Source organism: Paenibacillus sp. SJS-P3 (genome assembly GCF_056711585.1).
In genome coordinates, this window is record NZ_CM160043.1 from 835,215 (window position 1) to 851,719 (window position 16,505).

Sequence of the window (16,505 nt, forward strand, 5' to 3'; positions counted from 1 at the left end):
TATCGATCGACTTAATAATAGGCCGGTTACGACCTGGATTTCTTGTCCGCCTGTCATCAGGCACCGCTGCCGCCGGCATCCTCCGCATTCAGCAGCTGCAGGAACTCTCCCGTGCTGCTGAACAGGCCGTCAGGCTGCACGTCGTACTGAGCGCTTTGGAAGGTGGAGAGCCAGCGGACGCCGAAGGTGCGGACGCCCGCCGCCCGTCCGGCCAGAATGTCCGCGTTGCTGTCGCCGATGAAGACCGTTTCCGCCGGGGAGGCTCCGAGCTTGCCAAGCGCCAGCAGGATTCCTTCGGGATCCGGCTTCGGCTTGTCCACATCGTCTCCCGTTACGGAAATGGCGAAGTAGTCGGCAATGTTCAGGGCATCGACTGAAATATCGTAGGCTCTCCGGCTCTTGCCCGTAATGACGCCCATCGTAATTCCTTTGCCGTGGAGAATGTCCAGCAGAGCGGCGATATCGGAGTCTCCGGACATCGTCCCGTCGCGGTGGCCCTTTTCATAGACGTCATAATAATGCCGGATCGCTTCCTCTGCGGAGCAGCCGGCCGGGATGTTTCTCCGGATGATATCGTCCTCCGTCGGACCGAACATGTCCACGATGTCATCATTCGTCGGCTCCTGGTCCCCGAACTGCTTGAACACCGACTTGAAGGCGCTGAAGGAAAGCGGAAGCGTGTCCGCGAGCGTGCCGTCAAAATCGAACAATACCAGCTTGATTGCCATCGTAATAGAGCCACTTCCTTTTGATAGAGTTACTTCTCCTGAACGGCCGTCTTCACGATCAGCCTCGCCAGTTCATGGTCGTCCAGAGCGCAAGCAGCCTGATCGGGCTCCACCCAGACCCGCGCGGTGCATTCATGCTCGGATATGAAGGGCAGACGTTCCTGAACCTCAGTCATGTAAAATGCCTGATACGCTACGAGCGGATACTTTCCCTTGGGATCGAACAAGGGGTTTGCCTCATGGCTGACCCGGATCCGTTGTGATGATCGCCTGTCTGTCGTACCGTCCCGAAAACGACGGTATCGCTCCCGTGCCAGTTGATCCCAAGACGAATCAAACTGCTTCCAGGTTTGCCGGAAAGGCGATCCTGCCGTCATTCTCGATTTTTCCATGCTCAGAGCCGTTTATGTGGACGGCATAATTGAAGAAAGAAGGTTAAGCCGGGCTTCAGCTGGATCGGCCAAAAACCAAGCCGGGCAAGAGCTTGCTTGCGGTTTTCCGTGTTCAAGCAAGCCCTCAACGCCTCCTTTCCGATGTCTTATTCATCTTGTGGAGAAAAAATTCTCCAGAAAAATCAGAAATTTTGGATAATAATGCTTCTCAAAGCGGAGCTCTATTGCTATACTCTAAGCAAGATTTACCAATTCCACATTTTCCTCAACTTGGTCAAGAACGGCATGGTTTCTCTTTTCTCCCGTTTTCTTCGTACTTGTCCTGCAAGTCTATGAAATCAAGAGAGGGTGGCTCATGGTATGGTAAAGCAAGCAGAAGGCAAGGAAACAGCCGTCAAGCATCAAAGTGCGGCTCAAAGCCCCGCGAACCGTCCGTCATCCGCAACGCTGCGCAAGGCAGCGACGGCGGGAACTCTGGGAGCGCTGCTCCTGCTGAGCGCCGCATGCGGCAACAACGGCAACAACAGCGGCGCGAACAACGACGGCGCCGCATCACCCGCTCCGACGGCCGGAGCCAGCGCCGCCCCGAGCGGCAGTCCTGCCCCTGCCAAGGACGTGAAGCTGGAGTTCTGGACGATCTCCCTCCAGCCGAAGTTCAACGACTTCTTCAACAAGCTGATCGACGAGTACGAGCAGGGACATCCCGGCGTCACCATCGACTGGAAGGACTATCCGTACGACGCCATCCAGGCCAAGCTGCTCGCCACCGCAGGCGGCAGCAATTCTCCCGACGTCGTCAACCTCAACACGGAATTCGCCAGCCAGCTTGCCTCCAAGGGCGCTCTTGCCGACATCAATCCGCTCATCAGCGACGAGGTGAAAACCAGCTTCTTCGACGGCATCTACAATTCCACCGTCTTTGACGGAAAAGCATACGCTCTGCCGTGGTATACCGGCACTCAAGTCCTCTACATGAACACCAATCTGGTCAAGAAAGCCGGGCTCGATCCCGCCAATCCTCCCAAAACCAAGGAGGAGCTCTATGAGTGGTCCAGGCAGATCAAGGCCAAGACGGGCGCTTCGGGGTACGCGACCCAGTTCGGCGCGAATATCCTTCCGAGCGAAGGCGTTCCGATCCTGGATGAGGCGCGGACCGGCGCAGCCTTCAATACGGATGCCGGCGCGGCAGTCGTGCAGCAGCTGAAATCCCTCGTGGACGAGGGCGTCATCGTCAAGGACGACGCCAAGTTCGACAAGCAGATCCAGTATTACTCCAGCGAGCAGGTGGCCTTTGAGCTGTCCGGGCCATCCTTCATCAACTTCCTCAAGACATCCGCTCCAGATGTGTACAAAAACACGATCGCGGTGCCGCTGCCGACGGGCAAGGCGGATCTGCGCTATTCCAACTCCATGAATCTGGTCGTGCCGAAGGGCTCCAAGGATCCGCAGGCAGCAGCCGACTTCGCCGCCTTCGTCACGAACGCGGACAATCAGACCGCCTTCTCCAAGGATTCCAACACGCTGCCGTCGACCAAGAAATCGATCGAGGATCCATTCTTCTCCGAATCCGACAATACGCTGGAATCCCAGGCCAAGATCGCTTCGGCGCAAAGCCTTGACAAGGCGCAAGAGTATTACCTGGGCATACCCGCAGCGGGAGACATCAATACCGCCGTCTCCAAGGAGCTGCAGAACATCATCCTGAACGGCGGCGACGTCAAGAAGGGACTGGATGCAGCGGCTGCCAAAGTGAACGAGGCCATCAAAGCCCCGACCAAATAACGAAACACATTTAGGACGGTGAACTGGCATGCGCAGAAGAACCCTCGCTTCCGATGCGCTTCCGGCCTGGAGCTTCATGGCTCCGGGCCTTCTCGTTATCGGAGTTTTCGTTTTGTTTCCCATCCTGTACAGCATCCCGCTCGCGCTGACCAACTACTCGGTGCTCGGTGAGACGGATTTCGTCGGCCTGGACAACTTCGTCAAGGCGTTCAAGGACGACAGCTTCATCGCATCCCTGCGGAATTCGATGACGTATGTCATCGTCGTTCCGGTGCTGCAGCTGCTGTCGATTCTGATGGCGATCCTCGTCAACAGCCGCATACCGGGCATCAAGGCGTTCCGGGCGGCCTATTACATTCCGGTCGTCACCTCGATGGTCGCCGTCGCGCTCATGTGGAACTGGCTGCTCAGCCAGAACGGCCTCGTCAACTACATCCTGCTGGAGCTCGGCATCATCCACGAGAAGATCGGCTGGCTCTCGACCAGCTCGACCGCTCTCTACGTGCTCATGTTCATCACCTTGTGGAAAGGGCTCGGCTATTACATGATGCTGTATCTGGCCGGCCTCCAGGCGATTCCCGCCGATCTGTACGAGGCGGCCATCGTGGACGGAGCTACGGCGGCCCAGCGGATCCGGCATATCACCATTCCGCTGCTGCGTCCGTACGTCTTCTTCTGCAGCCTCATTTCCCTCATGGGGGCGATCCGCGTCTTCGACGAGATGTTCGTGCTGACGAGCGGTGGACCCGGCAACGCGACGCTGACCTCCAGCCTCTATATTTACCAGGAAGGCATCACCAAGCTGAATTACGGGTATGCCTCGGCGCTCGGGCTGATCGTCAGCGTCATTGTCGGCGTCGTCAGCATCATCGTATTCCGGGTCAATCAGAAAGGCGGGGTGAATCCATATTGATGAATCAACCGAGTATGGACCGCTCCGTCCAAAGCCTGGAACGGAATACCCGGCGCAGCAGGCAGCCGCGCCGCATTCTGACGCTGGCGGTCGGCTACCTGCTGCTTCTGCTGCTGGCCTTGTTCATGATGGGGCCGTTTCTCTGGCTGCTCAGCGTGTCCCTCATGCCGGGAAAGAACGTATTCGCCTTCCCGCCGCCGATCTTCCCGACCTTCGTCAAGCTGACCAACTACACAGAGGTTTGGGGCTTCATCAATTTCCCCAAGTACATCGGCAATACGCTGATCATCACCGCGCTCGGCCTTGCGCTCAATCTGGTGCTGTCGCTGACGACCGCCTATCCGCTGGCCAAAATGCGTTTCAAGGGACGTTCGCTCGTCTTCGCGATCCTCGTCTCGACGATGATCATTCCGTCGTCGACTGCGCTCATCGTCCATTACTTGACGATCGGCTGGCTCGGCCTCATCGGATCCTATATCGGCGTCGTGCTTCCGTCGGCCGTGTCCGTCTTCAACATCTTCCTGATGCGGCAGACGTTCATGGGCGTGCCTGACGACATCCGCGACTCGGGCAAGATCGACGGCGCTTCCGAGCTGCGGATCTTCCTGCGGCTCATGGTGCCGATGGTGAAGCCGGGCATCGCCGTCATCCTGCTGCTGGAATTCATGGCGTACTGGAACAACTTCCTGTGGCCGATCGTCGTGCTCGACGATCCCGGCAAGTATCCGCTCGCGGCGGCGCTGACGTATCTGAACGGCCAGTTCGCCTACAACTTCGGCTGGATCGCGGCCGGCACGATCCTGTCGGTGCTGCCGATCATCCTCGTGTTCCTGTTCACGCAGCGGTATTACATGGAAGGAATTTCGGGAGCGGTGAAAGGATAGACAACGCATGGATTCACGATGGCGCATGCCTCCTGTCGGAGGAGAGCGCATAGGGAAGGATGAGGCCTGCAGCACCCGGCCGAAGCCGCCATGCGGGAAGAAAGGAGCTGACGACGTTATGCATCCGACATCGGGCCCGAAGGCGAAGGTCGTATACCTGCCGCTGGACGAGCGCCCCTGCAACTACGATTTTCCTTGGCTGCTGTCGCGCGGGAGCGATCTGGAGCTTGTGCGCCCGCCGATGGAATGGATGGGCGACAAGAAGAAGCCGGGCCGCATCCGCGAGCTCGGCGACTGGCTGGAACGGGAGGCTGCGGACGCCGAGGCGGCGATCGTATCCATCGACACGCTGCTGTACGGCGGCATCGTTCCTTCCCGGCTGCACGGGCTTGGCGAGCACGAGGCCGACGCTCCGCTGGAGAGGCTGCGCCGCATCCGCCAAAGCAATCCGTCGCTCAAGCTGTACGCCTTCCACCTCCTGATGAGATGCCCCCGCTATTCCAGCTCCGACGAGGAGCCGGATTATTACGGGGAGTGGGGACGGGAGCTGTTCCTGCTCGGTTATTACGGCCACCGGGAAAGGCTGGGCGAGGCTTCGGCGGAGGAGCTGGCCGAGCTGGAGGCTATCCGCAGCCGGCTGCCGGGAGACGTCCGCGACGACTACCTGCAGCGCCGGGCGGTGAACGCCGCCGCCAACCGGGCTTCGCTGGAGCTGGCGGCGGACGGCACGCTCGATTTTCTCGCGCTGCCCCAGGACGACGCCGCTCCTTACGGCTGGACGGCGCTGGACCAGCAAGCGGTGCGGGAGCGGATCCGGGAGCTGGGAGCCGAGCTGCGGACGCTCATGTATCCGGGAGCGGACGAGGCGGGCTGCACGCTGCTCGCCCGGCTCGTCAACGCCAGGCACGATGCGGTTCCGCTCGTCTACCCGAGATATTCCAGCACGCGGGGGCCGCAGATCACGCCGCTGTATGAGGATCGGCTGCTCGGCGAAAGCATCAAGCTCCATATCCTTGCGGCAGGCGGCTTGCTTGCGGAGAGCGCTGCCGACGCGGATCTGCTCCTGCTCGTCAATTCGCCCGGAGACAGGATGGGCGAGGCGAACGGACAGCTGAGCCCGGATGCCGGCTATGATGTGCAGCGGAGCATAGCGGAGCTCGCGGAATACGGCCATTACGCGCTGAGCCGGCTGCGCAAGCCCGTAGCGGTGGCCGACGTCGCCTACGCGAACGGAGGCGACCTGCAGCTGCTGAGGCTGCTCGGCAGGAAGGGCATGCTGCCCCGGCTGGCCGGTATCGCCGGCTGGAACACGAGCGCCAACTCCATCGGCACCGTGCTCGCGCAGCTGATGCTCTATGACCGGTTCGGCTGCACGAGCAGCCACCTGGACTTCCTCGGCCTGCGCATCGCGGAGGACTACGGCTACTGCTCCGGCGTTCGCCGCCAGCTCGCCGACGGGCCGATCAAGGAGCTCGGCATGGACTATTTCGCCGTGGACGGACAGAGCGGCCGGGCTGCGGCCATGGTTCGGGAGGAGCTGAAAGGCTTCCTGGAAAGGGAGCTGGCTGGAAGCGGGCTTTCCGTGACGATCTTGGATTGCCGGATGCCGTGGAGGCGGATGTTCGAGGTGGGGCTGTCCGTAGCAACCGGGATCGATGAAAGGAAGTCCGATGCAGCCGAGACCGATGCGGCCGAGGCTGTCCCGGCGGAAGAGCGCAGGCCGTCGGAATATTCGGCTGCCGGGCAATACGGCATGCAGGAACCGTCCATGGAGCAGGCGGCTTCAGCCGCCGACAACAACGAGGCAAGGGGATGACGGCATGACGTCTTTTTGGGGGAAGGTGAAAGGCGGGCTGATCGTCTCCTGCCAGGCGCTGGAGGGAGAGCCGCTGCACGGAGCGGGCATGATGGCGAGAATGGCGCTTGCGGCGGAGCAGGGAGGAGCCGTCGCCATCCGGGCCAACTCCGGCGCCGACGTGGCGGAAATCAAGAGCGGGGTGGCAATACCGGTCATCGGCATCATCAAGCGCGATTATCCCGGCTCTCCGGTCTACATCACGCCGACGATGAAAGAAGTGGATGAGCTGGCGGATGCGGGGGCGGATATGATCGCGTTCGACGCGACGCTCAGGCAGCGGCCGGGCGGCGTCACGGCGGAGCAGCTCGTCCGCCATATGCACGCCAGGGGAATTCCGGCGATGGCCGATATTTCCACGCTGGAGGAAGCGCTCGAAGCCGAGCGTGCAGGAGCCGATTGCGTCTCGACGACGCTTGCCGGCTATACGCCTTATTCGAGAAGCCTCGACGGTCCTGATTTCGAGCTGGTGGAGAAAGCGGCCTCCAGCCTGCGGATTCCGGTGTTCGCCGAAGGGCGGATCAGCGATCCGGGCCAGGTAGCGAAGCTGCTCGGCCTGGGAGCCTGCGCCGTCGTCGTCGGATCGGCGATTACCCGTCCCCAATTGATTACAGAGCGGTTCGCCGCAGCTGCGAGAAGGAGTGTCCGCTAGAGATGGATCTGAGATTGAAGGTTGGTTCCTATTATCCCTCCTTGACGAAGTCGGAGCAGAAGGTCGCCGATTACGTGCTGAACGCTTCGGAGGATATCATCTATCGCTCGGTGACGGAGCTCGCGGAGCTGTCCGCCGTCGGGGAAACGACAGTCATGCGGTTCTGCAGAGCGATCGGCTTCAAAGGATACCAGGATTTCAAGCTTGCGCTCGCCCAGGATTACAGCCCGCGCAGGCAGCAGGAGAGCGGCGGGCATTCCGATGCCACGCCGGATGATTATGCGGAGCTCGTCTACAGGGAGACGTCCTCGATTCTGGCCGATACGATGAGCCTGCTCGACCGTGCCAAGCTGGAGGAAGCGGTAGCCCGCATGGATGCGGCCGGCTACGTCCAGTTTTTCGGCGTCGGGGCTTCGGGCATTACCGCGCTGGACGCCAAAAACCGGCTGCTGCGCATCGGCAGGCGCGCCGAAGCTGTGGCGGACGCCCATTTTCAGGCGATGATGGCCGTCACGATGGGACCCGGGGACGTCGCATTCGGGATCAGCCTCAGCGGCAGCACCCTCGACACGGTCGACATGCTGACCAAAGCCCGGCAGCAGGGAGCCTACGTCATCGCCGTGACCAATTACGCCAAATCGCCTATAACGGCTGCGGCCGATCTCGTGCTGCTCACGGCGGGCAAGGAATCTCCGCTTGAAGGGGGCTCCATCGGAGCGAAGATCTCGCAGCTTCTGCTGATCGACATGATCTGCGAGGGACTGGCCCGGCTCAATCTTGCCCGTACGCGGGAGATGAAGGAACGGACGGCCAAGGCGGTAATCGAACGGATTTATTGACCCTGGACGGCTCTGTCTTCGGCATGAAGGCTTGATCACGGATGATCGGAGGTGGGCGGGATCGCGACGCTGGTAGGAATCGATATCGGAGGCACTTCCATCAAAGGAATCGCAGCGGATCATCGAGGGCGTGTTCTGGAAGAGCTGTCGGTGCCGACGGAAGCGGCCCGCGGCAGGACGGGAATCCTCTCCTCGCTGGACAATCTGGCGGCGCTGCTGCTGGAGCGGCATCCCGAGTCCGAGGCGATCGGAATCGCCAGCGCGGGCCGCATCGATGCGGGCAGCGGGGAAGTCGCCTATGCGACGGACAACCTGCCCGGCTGGACCGGCATGCGGCTCTCGGAGTGGGCCGGACTTCGCTTCGGGCTGCCGGTAAGGGTGGATAACGATGCCAATGCGGCGCTGCTCGGCGAATGCTGGATCGGATCCGGAAGAGGGCTGCGCGATGCGGTCATGCTGACGCTCGGCACCGGAGTCGGAGGAGCCAATCTTGCCGGCGGCAGGCTGCTGCGCGGAGCCCGCTGGGGAGGCGGAGACTGGGGCCACGTCGTGCTCGTGCCGGGCGGACGTCCATGCAACTGCGGCCGCCGCGGCTGCGCGGAGATGTACCTGTCGGGCACGGCGCTCATGCGCGATGCCTCCGCGGCTTTCGGTCCGATCGGGCCCGAAGGGCTGATGGAGCGGTACCGGGCAGGAGATGCGGCCGCCCTGCGGCTGCTTCGGAATTATGCGGGGCTGCTGGCCGTATTCATCGGCAATCTGGCCGCCGCCCTCGATCCCGAGGCCGTCCTGCTGGGAGGCGGCGCCGCGGATTCGCTGCGGGAGTGGCGGCCGCTGCTGGACGAGGCGCTGGCCTCGGAAGGCGTGAGGATCGAGGTGCGTCCGGCTCTGCTCGGCACGGCGGCAGGCTGCTGCGGCGCCGCAAGGATGGCGCTGGATCTGATGGGAAGAACGACGGAGGAGGAGACGGCATGAAGATGCAGGAGCTGGAAGCCGATGTGCTGATCATCGGCGGAGGTCTTGGAGGGACGGCCGCGGCGCTGGCCGCGGCGCGGGAAGGATGCCGGGTCATCCTGACGGAGGAGACCGATTGGATCGGCGGGCAGCTGACTTCGCAGGCGGTGCCTCCCGACGAGCATCGATGGATCGAGAGCTGCGGCTGCACGGCTTCGTTCCGGGAGCTGAGGGAGCGGATCCGCGCGTATTACCGGGACAATTACCCGCTCACGGAAGCGGCCCGGGCCAACAAGCTGCTCAACCCCGGCAACGGCTGGGTCAGCCGCCTGGCCCATGAGCCCCGCGTCGCGCTGTCCGTATTGGAGGCGATGCTGGCTCCATACGTCAACAGCGGCAAGCTGCGGATTCTCAAGGAAACGGCCGCCGTCAGCGCAGAGACGGAGGGAGACCTGGTCTCTTCCGTAACGGTCGCCTGCCGCAGGACGGACCGCCGCACGGTGCTGCGCGCGCCTTATGTGCTGGATGCGACGGAATGCGGCGATCTGCTCCCGATGACGGGGACGGAATATGCGGTCGGCTCGGAATCCCGCAGCGAGAGCGGCGAGCCGCATGCGCCGGAGACGGGCGATCCGGAGGATGTGCAGGCGTTCACCCATGTGGCGGCATTGGAGTACATTCAGGGAGCGGATTTCACGCCGGAGAAGCCGCCGGAAATGTATTCGTACTGGAGGGATCTCGTCCCTCCGTTCTCCCCTTACCCGCTGCTGAGCTGGTTCGCGACCGATGCCAACGATACGACGAAGAAAAAGGAATTCACCCTGCTGCCCAACGACAAGGGCGTCACCTCCTTGTGGGATTACCGCCGGATTCTGGATCCCCGCCATCTTGCGGCTCCTCTCTATGACGGAGATCTGTCGCTGCTCAACTGGGCCCAGAACGATTATTATCTGGGCACGATCCTGGACGTTCCTCCGACCGTCAAGGAGGATCGGCTGTATGCGGCGAGGCAGCTGACGCTGTCCGTCGTCTACTGGCTGCAGACGGAGGCGCCGCGGCTCGACGGGGGCAAGGGCTGGCCTGGCGTGCGGCTGCGGCCGGATGTGCTGGGGACGAAGGACGGCCTCGCCAAGTCCGTCTACATCCGGGAATCCCGCCGCATCAAGGCGCTCCAGACGATTACGGAGGCCGACGTCAGCAAGGAGATGCGCGGCAGCGAGGGCATCCGAAGGTACGGGGACAGCGTCGGAGTCGGCAGCTATCATCTCGATCTTCATCATACGACCGTGACCTACCGGAGCTTCTACATCCCCAACTATCCGTACGAGATTCCGCTCGGGGCCCTCATCCCGGTGCGGATGAACAACCTGCTTCCCGCCTGCAAGAACATCGGGACGACCCAGATTTCCAACGGCTGCTACCGCCTGCACCCGACGGAGTGGAACATCGGCGAGGCTGCCGGGGCGCTCGCCGCCTATTGCCTTCGCACCGGGCTGCGGCCGCGCGAGGTGCGCGGAGAAGCGGAGCATCTGGACGGCTACCAGGAGCTGCTGGCGTCCCGCGGCGTGGAGATGCACTGGCCTGAGGATGTGGAGAAGGGGGTGGTCGAGGGAGCGTGAGGCATGCGGCTTATGCGAATTCAGCCCTCTTGAGAAGTTTCTGCTGCCGCGAGCAGGATAACGGGCTGGAGAAAGCAGCGGCCTGCCGCTTGGACGGAAGGAATATGGAGCAGGATGACAGCCGGGCAGGTGAATGACGAGAGCTGCAGGAAATGAAACAGGAGCAATCATTCGGGCAGGAAATGAAACAGGAGCAATAATTCGGTGCGCGAAAAGTTCAGGCAATGAAGAAAAAGGGAACGAGTCCGTGAAGATTTCTCAGGCAGGCATGAAACCGGAAGGAAAAGGGAATCGAAGGAAGAGCAACATGGACGATTGGGACACTGGACAATAGGGTCGCAAACCCTTCCGATCCGCCGCTGAAGGAAGCCGGGCTAGAAAACCCATGATCGAACAGGAGGAATTGTTCATGAGATCACATGGTCAAAAGCTTGCGTACAGCCTCGTTGCCGCCAGCCTGCTGCTGGGCGGAACGGCAGCCGCTTCGCCGCCCGCCGTTCCCGAATCGGGAGCCGGCCTGCAGGCGATGGCGCAAGACCAGCCGTTCGTTACCGTACCGATTGAATCGCTCAAGCCTGCCCAGGCCATGGAGAAGCCGGTGCTGACTCCAACGGGCGGCCAGCTCATCCTCAGCGATTCTCCGGAAATGCCGACCGTACCCGGAGCCTATTATCGGGACACGGTTACAGGCTCCTTCCGCGTCTTTTACCATCATCTCAACAATACGGGAGCGCCGCTGCAGATCGGCGCCGCGGTGACCAATACGTCGGGCTACACGGTCAAGCTGTATGAGGAAGGCTCCGGAGCGGGAGTGGACTACTACCCGGACGTAGCCGGCCAGATCGCCCTGGCCGCCTTTCTCAAGGATCGCGGCTCGAAGCGTCCGGTCGCCGTGCTGAAGCCGGGGGAAACCTACTGGCGGACCGCGGAGGTGCCCGCGACGCATACGCTCAGCGGCTTCCTGCAGCTGAGCGCGGAATCCGCTTCCGGCGGCGCCGCGCCGGTGACCGTCACCACGCTGGGTTATGCGATGCGGCCGGCCGATCCGCTCGCCGAGCCGGTGCTGCCGCCCGACCGGCATATCCGCGGCACCTTCCCGCATTACGACCGTACCGGCACGCTGGTCTACAAAACTTCTGCCGGCAATTCCCTGCTTCGGGTCGATTCGTCGCCTACCGGCCAGTGGGCTGACTTCATGCCGGGAGAGTACGAGCAAGGCGTGGACGCCACGAGCGGCGCCGCCGTCCTGAACCCCGGCAACTACGGAGTCATCTACGACATGTCGGTCGAGATCGAGAACGACAGCGACGAGCGCCGCATAGTAGGCGTCTATCTGAACCCGTCCGGAGGATCGGGCCATTATACGATCGGCTGGGGCGGCAAGCTGCTGAATTCCGGCTTCCTGAACTACACGACGGCGTGGCAGCTCTCCGAGTTCAATGTCGGGCGCAAAGGGAAGACGGTTCCGTCCCGGCTCAGCCTGACCGGCGGCTCGGCGGGCCCGCAGACGCTTTACTTCACCAACCGTCCGGTCAAATAAACATGAAATCCCTCTCGTCAAGCAGGCGAGGGGGATTTCTTCGTTATTCTTCCTCTTCGGTCGACGGCATGGAGCCGGCGCCGGCTGGTCGCGGGATGGTAAGCACCCGCGCAGTGAAGGCGATGACGAGACGCTGGCCGGGCGCTATCGTGCCGAGCGGGATGCCGGTCTTCAGGTTGCCGCCGGCACCGAGCGGCCGCCTACCGTTGCGCTGTCAGGCACGAGAGCGAGCGAAGGGGAAAGGTCGTCTGTCAGGATGGCTTTCACCGCGGTGAAGCCGCTATTGTTCTCGTTGACTCCTCTAGGTTCATTTCTTTTTTAAACCCTCCCGCCCATCGACGAGGCCAAAAAAACCTTCAATTCGATCGGAATCTTCCGTATAATGCTTACGGACGAAGTGCATCGGAACCCGGCTTTTCTGAGACTGGAAAGTCGCCAAAATCATTCTGCAGGAGGTCTAGGAAAGAATTGAAAGCAGCAAACTGGAAAAACGAATGGTTCACGGATCCCAAATCGAATCTGCTGTCGGGCATCACCGTCGCTCTGGCACTGATTCCGGAGGCGATCGCATTCTCGATCATTGCCGGCGTCCATCCGATGATCGGATTGTACACCTCCTTCATCATCGCCGTCGTCATCTCCTTCTTCGGCGGGAGACCCGCGATGATCTCGGCCGCGACCGGCGCGATGGCGCTTCTCATGGTCAACCTGGTCCGCGACCATGGACTGGAGTATCTGTTCGCAGCCACCGTCCTCTGCGGCATCATCCAGATGGCGATCGGCAATATGCGGCTGGGCCACTTGATCCGCTTCGTGCCGCACTCGGTCATGAACGGCTTCGTCAACGCGCTCGCGATTCTGATCTTCACCGCGCAGCTCGTTCATTTCCGGGGGCAGGGCTGGCTCATGTATGCGCTGCTCGCCCTAACGCTCGCCATCATTTACGGCCTGCCGCGGCTGACCAAGGCGTTCCCGTCCGCGCTCGCGGCGATCATCATCGTCTCGGCGATCACGATGGGCTTCAAGCTGGACGTCCTCACCGTCGGCGACATCGGCAACATCACGAGCGCGCTGCCGAGCTTCCATCTGCCGAACTTCGTTCCGAATGCGGACAACCTGATGATTATCCTGCCCTATTCGGTCTCGCTTGCTCTGGTCGGATTGCTGGAGTCGCTCCTGACTTCGAATATCGTCGACGACATGACCGACACGACGAGCAGCAAGAACCGTGAGGTCAAAGGCCAGGGCATCGCCAATATCGTGACCGGATTCTTCGGAGGGATGGCAGGCTGCGCGATGATCGGCCAATCGGTCATCAACGTCAAATCAGGCGGACGGACGCGCCTGTCCACGTTCACGGCGGGCATCTTCCTGCTCGTTCTGATCATGGTCCTAAGCAGCGTCGTCAAGGAGATTCCGATGGCCGCACTCGTCGGAGTCATGTTCATGGTATCCTTCGGAACGTTCAACTGGCGTTCCCTGACGGAGCTGAAGCGGATTCCGATCGGCGACAGCATCGTCATGGTCGTGACGGTAATCATCGTCGTGATGACGCATAACCTGTCCTACGGCGTCATGGCCGGTGTCGTCATCAGCGCCTTGATTTTCGCCCGCCGCATCTCCGCGATGAAGGTGGAAGGAAGGATGGAAGGCGGCCGCAAGCGCTATTTCGTCACGGGCCAGCTATTCTTCGCCACGACGACGGCGTTCGGACAGCAGTTCGATTATGGTGATGATCCGGACGAGGTCGTGATCGACTTCGGACAATCCCATGTATGGGATCATTCCGCCGTCAACGCAATCGCCAAGCTCGCGGACAAATACGCCGCCGCCGGCAAGCGCGTCGTGCTTGAAGGCCTCAACGAGCAGAGCCGCACCCTCGTCGACCGTATCGGTCTGGGCAGCGGAGCCCACTGAGAGAATGAAAAGGACTGAACCCAGCCGTTCGAGCTGCCGGTGCTCAGTCCTTTTTCTTTTTTTGCAGCAGCGGAGAGCGAGCAGCCGAAAAATTCGTCCAGCTCGGCCCGTTCTTCGTTCATTCGGTTTCGATTCAAAGCCGGCTTCGCGGGTCTCATCCGCGATGCCGGCTTTTTCCATTCGCCTGTAACCAAGAGTTCGTCCCGCTCGTCTTAAGGAGCGGAGGTGTAAACCCACATGAAAAGAAAATCGAAAACGTTCGCGCTGTCCAGCGCGGTTCTGATGCTGATGCTCGCAGGCTGCGGCGCAGGCAATGCTCCGGAAGGCGCGGCTGGCGGCGAAGCAAGTCCTTCGCCGGAGGCCAGCCCCGTCGTATCGGCTTCGGCGGCTCCGACTCCAGCCCCGAGCGCCGAACCTTCGATCGCGCCGACTGCCGCTCCGGTTCCAGAACAGGCGGAACATCGAAAGTACGGCATCTATAACGGAGCGGCCGATCCGCATACGGTCGAGATCGAATCGGACGGGAAGCCCCAGGCTTATCAGCTCGCGGAAGGCGCCAGTACGGAAGGCATTGTCGAAGGAGGCGAAGTTTTCTTCATCTATAAGGAGCAGCCGGTAGAAGGAGATGCTACCGTGAAGCAGCTGATTCTCACCAAGCTGGTCAAGGCGAAAACCTTCAAGCTGAGCGTGCAGACGGCTCCAATGGAGAAGCCGGCCGCCCTCATGCAGGGCAAGGGATTCGGATTGTATGTTTTCAGCGCGCTTGATTTCGATCCCGAAAAAGGCATCCTCTCGTTCGGCGATCCGGCACAGGGATACAACCTGCAAGCTTCCATCACGCCCTATGCTTCCGATTACAAGACGGACGATCTGAAGGAAGAAGCGCGGAAGGAGTTCGCCGGCACCGGGCTCGCCGAAGTTCCGAAGGAGAAGCGTCCCGAGCCTTTCCGCGATGCGGCGGTCTTCCTGGAGGGGAGCAATGAATCGCTCCTTGTGCAATATATAGCCAAGAAATACGGCGGCCAATGGTTCGTTTTCAAAGTAAACACGAACCAGACCGAGGACGGCGGTATTTTCTCCGACTATGTCTACACGAGCTTGAATTCGCTTGAGCGCTCTCCGAAACCCGATTGATGCTTGCTGAAACGGAAGTTATGCACAGATTTGTGCACACTATGAACAGGTTTAAAAGCCTGTAATATGAAGAAATTGAAAAAGTTGCTCACTTATCCACAAATCAAGTTATGCACAAGAGGATACATGTTTCGATGTGCGTTCATGAATTGTTGCGCAGTATCCCCTGGAACTTTCGGAACGCATAATTTTCCCGCTTCCTGCACATACCAACCCGGTATGCGAACTTAAACAGGCAGGAGGCAACGATGAATGAAAGCCCGAATCAAAGCGGCGGGAGCGGCCGGCTGCATGCTGGCGATGCTTGTTCTTTCCGCTCAGGCAGCGGGAGCCGCTGCCCCTGAGCAGCTGTCCAATCGGAATGCCGCCGTCCCTGAGCACAATCAGGAAGCGGCGGCAGGATGGAGCAAGCCCTACCATTTCGGCTTCAAAAAAAGCAAAAACGGCCAGCTGCCCTCGATAGCCGAGGAGGGCTTCATGCCGATGCTTGAGAAGCATAAGGCCATTTTTCTCGGCAATACGGCCGAGAAGGAGCTGTATCTGACCTTCGACAACGGGTATGAGAAGGACAAGCTTACGGCGCAGATCCTGGACGTATTGAAGGAGAAGAAGGTTCCGGCCATTTTTTTCATTACGGGCCATTATGTCAAGACGGAGCCTGATCTCGTCAAGAGGATGGCATCCGAGGGCCATCTGATCGGCAACCATTCCTGGAGCCATCCCGATATGAGCACGCTGCATCCGGATGCGGTCAAGCGGGAGCTGGATGGTGTCAAAAAAGCGGTAGCCGACCTGACAGGCTTCCGGGAAATGAATTATCTGCGTCCTCCTAGAGGCATTTTCAGCGACCGCATGCTGGAGGTGAGCAAGGAGGACGGCTACACCAATGTGTTCTGGTCGGTCGCCTACAAGGATTGGGATACCTCCGCGCAAAAAGGAGCGGAATATGCCTACAGCAACGTAATGGGCCAGCTTCATCCCGGTGCCGTCCTGCTGCTTCACGCGGTATCCAGGGACAATGCCCAAGCTCTCGGACGCATCATCGATTCGGCGCGAAGCCAAGGCTACACGTTCAAAAGCCTGGATCAGCTCACGCAGCGGACTTATCGTTGAAGCCGGAAGCGTCCTTCCGCTGAAGAGGCTTGAGGGCAAGGTTAAGGGCAAGGTTATCGGCAAGCCATAACCTTCCGGGACAAGCGCAAAGATGGGTCAACCCGTTTTTTCGGGTTGGCCCTTTTCCGTTTTTCAGGCATCGGGAAGGCACATTCGTTCAGGTTCTTGGCAGCTCTTCGTTGT

The 16,505-nt window shown here is 60.7% G+C and carries 14 protein-coding genes; 12 read left to right on the forward strand and 2 right to left on the reverse strand.

Translation table 11 applies throughout. The features are described from left to right. Window positions 1-56 precede the first annotated feature (56 nt). Window positions 57-728 (reverse strand): HAD family hydrolase, encoded by a 672-nt coding sequence (locus AC06G8_RS03815; protein WP_480284418.1) that lies wholly within the window; start codon window positions 726-728, stop codon window positions 57-59. Between the two features lie 29 nt (window positions 729-757). Beyond that, window positions 758-955, reverse strand: a complete 198-nt coding sequence (locus tag AC06G8_RS03820; RefSeq protein ID WP_480284419.1) for a hypothetical protein — start codon at window positions 953-955, stop codon at window positions 758-760. Window positions 956-1,480: 525 nt separating this feature from the next. On the opposite strand from AC06G8_RS03820, the gene AC06G8_RS03825 reads away from it, so the two are divergent. The 12 genes from AC06G8_RS03825 (at window position 1,481) to pdaA (ending at window position 16,322) form a co-directional block, all read left to right on the forward strand. Next, the gene (locus tag AC06G8_RS03825; RefSeq protein ID WP_480284420.1) at window positions 1,481-2,902 is read left to right on the forward strand and encodes an ABC transporter substrate-binding protein; all 1,422 of its coding nucleotides are present in this window, start codon (window positions 1,481-1,483) and stop codon (window positions 2,900-2,902) included. A 28-nt stretch (window positions 2,903-2,930) separates the two neighbouring features. After that, a complete protein-coding gene (locus AC06G8_RS03830; protein WP_447662377.1) occupies window positions 2,931-3,815 on the forward strand; it encodes a carbohydrate ABC transporter permease in 885 nt (294 codons plus the stop codon). After that, a complete protein-coding gene (locus AC06G8_RS03835; RefSeq protein WP_480285380.1) occupies window positions 3,809-4,699 on the forward strand; it encodes a carbohydrate ABC transporter permease in 891 nt (296 codons plus the stop codon). Before AC06G8_RS03830 ends, AC06G8_RS03835 begins: the two co-directional genes overlap by 7 nt. 118 nt (window positions 4,700-4,817) lie before the next feature. After that, window positions 4,818-6,515 carry a DUF4127 family protein gene (locus tag AC06G8_RS03840; protein ID WP_480284421.1) on the forward strand — a complete coding sequence of 566 codons (1,698 nt, stop codon included), beginning with the start codon at window positions 4,818-4,820 and terminating at the stop codon, window positions 6,513-6,515. A gap of 4 nt (window positions 6,516-6,519) precedes the next feature. Beyond that, on the forward strand, window positions 6,520-7,206 hold the full coding sequence (locus tag AC06G8_RS03845) for an N-acetylmannosamine-6-phosphate 2-epimerase (RefSeq protein ID WP_480284422.1): 687 nt from the start codon (window positions 6,520-6,522) through the stop codon (window positions 7,204-7,206). Window positions 7,207-7,208: 2 nt separating this feature from the next. Further along, entirely contained in the window at window positions 7,209-8,045 is an 837-nt protein-coding gene (locus AC06G8_RS03850) for a MurR/RpiR family transcriptional regulator (protein WP_480284423.1), read from the forward strand. 51 nt (window positions 8,046-8,096) lie between these two features. Further along, complete coding sequence (locus tag AC06G8_RS03855; RefSeq protein WP_480284424.1) at window positions 8,097-9,020, forward strand: ROK family protein; 924 nt, start codon at window positions 8,097-8,099, stop codon at window positions 9,018-9,020. Then, window positions 9,017-10,618, forward strand: a complete 1,602-nt coding sequence (locus AC06G8_RS03860; RefSeq protein WP_447662381.1) for an FAD-dependent oxidoreductase — start codon at window positions 9,017-9,019, stop codon at window positions 10,616-10,618. The genes AC06G8_RS03855 and AC06G8_RS03860 overlap by 4 nt, the downstream gene beginning before the upstream one ends. Window positions 10,619-11,027: 409 nt before the next feature. Next, window positions 11,028-12,158, forward strand: coding sequence for a hypothetical protein (locus tag AC06G8_RS03865; protein WP_480284425.1), 1,131 nt, complete (start codon window positions 11,028-11,030; stop codon window positions 12,156-12,158). Between the two features lie 468 nt (window positions 12,159-12,626). Then, window positions 12,627-14,075: a SulP family inorganic anion transporter gene (locus tag AC06G8_RS03870; protein WP_480284426.1), complete on the forward strand. Its 1,449-nt coding sequence runs from the start codon at window positions 12,627-12,629 to the stop codon at window positions 14,073-14,075. A gap of 237 nt (window positions 14,076-14,312) precedes the next feature. Next, complete coding sequence (locus AC06G8_RS03875) at window positions 14,313-15,209, forward strand: hypothetical protein (protein ID WP_480284427.1); 897 nt, start codon at window positions 14,313-14,315, stop codon at window positions 15,207-15,209. Between the two features lie 252 nt (window positions 15,210-15,461). Beyond that, the gene (pdaA, locus tag AC06G8_RS03880) at window positions 15,462-16,322 is read left to right on the forward strand and encodes a delta-lactam-biosynthetic de-N-acetylase (RefSeq protein ID WP_447662385.1); all 861 of its coding nucleotides are present in this window, start codon (window positions 15,462-15,464) and stop codon (window positions 16,320-16,322) included. The last annotated feature ends 183 nt before the right edge of the window (window positions 16,323-16,505 follow it).

Excerpts from the sequence above, each read along its gene's own strand:
- pdaA (WP_447662385.1), top strand. The coding sequence starts at position 15,462 with ATGAAAGCCCGAATCAAAGCGGCGGGAGCGGCCGGCTGCATGCTGGCG.
- AC06G8_RS03840 (WP_480284421.1), top strand. The coding sequence starts at position 4,818 with ATGCATCCGACATCGGGCCCGAAGGCGAAGGTCGTATACCTGCCGCTG.
- AC06G8_RS03875 (WP_480284427.1), top strand. The coding sequence starts at position 14,313 with ATGAAAAGAAAATCGAAAACGTTCGCGCTGTCCAGCGCGGTTCTGATG.
- AC06G8_RS03825 (WP_480284420.1), top strand. The coding sequence starts at position 1,481 with ATGGTAAAGCAAGCAGAAGGCAAGGAAACAGCCGTCAAGCATCAAAGT.
- AC06G8_RS03865 (WP_480284425.1), top strand. The coding sequence starts at position 11,028 with ATGAGATCACATGGTCAAAAGCTTGCGTACAGCCTCGTTGCCGCCAGC.
- AC06G8_RS03845 (WP_480284422.1), top strand. The coding sequence starts at position 6,520 with ATGACGTCTTTTTGGGGGAAGGTGAAAGGCGGGCTGATCGTCTCCTGC.
- AC06G8_RS03850 (WP_480284423.1), top strand. The coding sequence starts at position 7,209 with ATGGATCTGAGATTGAAGGTTGGTTCCTATTATCCCTCCTTGACGAAG.
- AC06G8_RS03860 (WP_447662381.1), top strand. The coding sequence starts at position 9,017 with ATGAAGATGCAGGAGCTGGAAGCCGATGTGCTGATCATCGGCGGAGGT.
- AC06G8_RS03830 (WP_447662377.1), top strand. The coding sequence starts at position 2,931 with ATGCGCAGAAGAACCCTCGCTTCCGATGCGCTTCCGGCCTGGAGCTTC.
- AC06G8_RS03815 (WP_480284418.1), bottom strand. The coding sequence starts at position 728 with ATGGCAATCAAGCTGGTATTGTTCGATTTTGACGGCACGCTCGCGGAC.